The following is a 2,596-nucleotide window of genomic DNA, read 5'->3' as shown; positions in this document are numbered from 1 at the left end:
TGCTTGGTGAACCAGGGGAGGAGTTCAGCTATTCCAATGACTGCTACGGAATTCTAGGAATAATTATTGATCGAGTGAGTGGTCAATCCTATGAAGATTACGTAATGGATCATATTTTAAAGCCAATCCAAATGAATAATAGCTTTTTTGATTTGGAGGAATTAAAGAAGAAAGAAAATGCGACTACACTTTATATGTCACGCTACTCTGCAGAGGGGGTGGACGTATATGAGGCTCCGCTTTGGTGGGATGCACCTTCCATGAGAGCAGCAGGTTATTTAAAATCCACTATAAATGACATTCTGAAGTATCTGGCTATGTTTTTAAATGAAGGAATGGCTGGAGAGAATAGAATTCTACAACCAGAAAGTGTACAGCAGATGGTCTATCCACATGTAGAGTTCGAAAAGGGACGCTTTTACGGGTACGGTCTACGAATCATTCCCAATTACTTTGGGACTACCTTTATTAACCATGGTGGGGGCTTGGAGGGAGTTTCTTCGTTTATGGGAATTTTACCTGAGAAAGGAATCTCTGGAGTGCTATTAAGCAGTCTCGCAGATGTTCCATCCGATAAGCTGTTTCTTGGTGCTCTTAATGGCATAGAGGGCCGGGAGCCAGCTACCAAGCACATGCATTTTCAAACACACGATGTGCCAGTAGAGAAGCTTTCCAAATTTAAAGGAACCTTTATTTCTGGAGAGGGGATGAAGGTAAGAGTGGATATAGTGGATGGACGTCTAGCCATTCTAACAGCAAGTGGTCCCAACCCATTAAAATGTGTAGAAGGTAATTTGTTTATCGGCACTTTAGTGGATCAAGAAAACCTAATTGAGTTTCTAAGTGGAGCAGATGGAACCATAAATCGTATTTTCTATAGCTCACGTCAAATATTAAAAAGCTCGGATCAGGTGTAGTGCATAGCAGACCATTATTCGGGGTGACCGACCGATTATGTGGAAGAACCGACTGATAATTCGGGGTGACCGACCAATTATGTGGAAGAACCGACCGATTATTCGGGATGACCGACCGATTATATGGGAAAACCGACCGATTATGGCCCAAAACCGACCGATTAGCTAAATGAGCCGACAACTGGGGCTGAATACTAGCAAGGTTTATGTTCCCAATTAGAAACAGAGCAACGTGATTACGATAAGAAGGAGTGAAAATTAATTGAAAATAGTAGATACGCATTGTGATGCGCTTTTGAAGCTACAGCTAGCTAAGCAAGGAAGAATATACAAGGTAAATCCTTTAAGCTTTGCTGATGCACCGGAGTTGGAAACGAATATGGTGCGGTTGATAGAGGGCGATGTCCAAGTGCAGTTTTTTGCAGTTTTTATTTTTCCGAAAGTGCCAGATGACCAGAAATGGTTATATGCCTTGGAGCAAATAGATTTGTTTTATACAGAGGTGTTGGGAAAAAATCCGAGAATGAAGCATATAACGAAATGGGAGGATTTAAAAAGTTTAAAGGATGGAGAAATTGGAGCGGTTTTGGCATTGGAGGGTGCTGATGCATTTGGAAACGATTTGATGAAGCTTCGTCAGCTTTACAGGTTAGGTGTACTATCAATAGGGCTCACATGGAATAATGCTAATTTATGTGCAGACGGAGCAGGTGAGCCGAGAGGTGGAGGGCTTACGCTTTTTGGTAAGGAGGTAGTGCTTTTAAATAATGAGTATGGTGTTTTGACGGATGTCTCTCATTTAAGTGAGAAAGGATTTTGGGATGTGATGAATCTTGCGGAGTATCCTTTTGCTTCGCATTCCAATGCTGCAGCGATATGTGAGCACCCAAGAAATTTGAATGATGACCAAGTTAAAGCGATGTTTGCACGTGGTGGGCATATCCATGTAGTTTTTTATCCTCCTTTTATTAACGGGAACCAGACTGCTGAAATTCCAGAGCTTATTAAGCATATAGATCATCTGTGTTCTTTAGGCGGCGTAAAGCAAATTGGGCTTGGGTCTGATTTTGATGGAATGGACTTTTACACTAATGGCCTTCATAATTCCTCCGATTTTCCAGTCTTGATCAATGAGCTATTAAAAAGCTTTTCAGAGGATGAGGTGAAGGGGTTCGCTTACCAAAACTTCTTAAATATGCGAGCAATACAATAAAATTAAAATTTCATATTATTTACTAAATTCAAAATTAATTGTATAATACAGGAAAATGTTAAGGAGGTTTCTATGAAACCAATTATAGGTGTTTCTTCTAATTTAACGGAGCTTGTACTTTCCGTCCCTACAGATAACATTCATGCGGTAACAAGATTTGGAGGTGTTCCAATCGTATTGCCGAATATGGAGATTGAATTGATAGATTCTATTGCTAACTTAATAGATGGGTTACTTTTAACAGGTGGAGGAGATATTGACCCGACACTTTTCGGCGAAGAACCACATAGAAGTCTCGGAAGTATTGTCCCAGAACGAGATGAATTTGAAGTTGAGCTTATTAAAAAAATGCTGGAGCAAAATAAACCAATTTTAGGTCTATGCCGAGGTGCTCAGATTATGAGTATTGCAGCTGGTGGAGATATGTATCAGGATATTTATGGTCAAATCGAAACAACCTTACTTC

The 2,596-nt window shown here is 40.3% G+C and carries 3 protein-coding genes; all 3 read left to right on the top strand.

What is annotated here, in order from left to right; translation table 11 throughout:
- On the top strand, positions 1–917 hold a 917-nt coding region (locus AC06OU_RS08280), incomplete at its 5' end, for a serine hydrolase domain-containing protein (RefSeq protein WP_475855152.1).
- Between the two features lie 262 nt (positions 918–1,179).
- Entirely contained in the window at positions 1,180–2,130 is a 951-nt protein-coding gene (locus AC06OU_RS08275) for a dipeptidase (RefSeq protein WP_475855151.1), read from the top strand.
- Positions 2,131–2,202: 72 nt separating this feature from the next.
- A partial coding sequence (locus AC06OU_RS08270) for a gamma-glutamyl-gamma-aminobutyrate hydrolase family protein (protein ID WP_475855149.1) occupies positions 2,203–2,596 on the top strand: 394 nt, incomplete at its 3' end.

The organism is Psychrobacillus sp., assembly GCF_056205495.1.
This window is presented reverse-complemented; position numbering and strand designations above follow the sequence as displayed.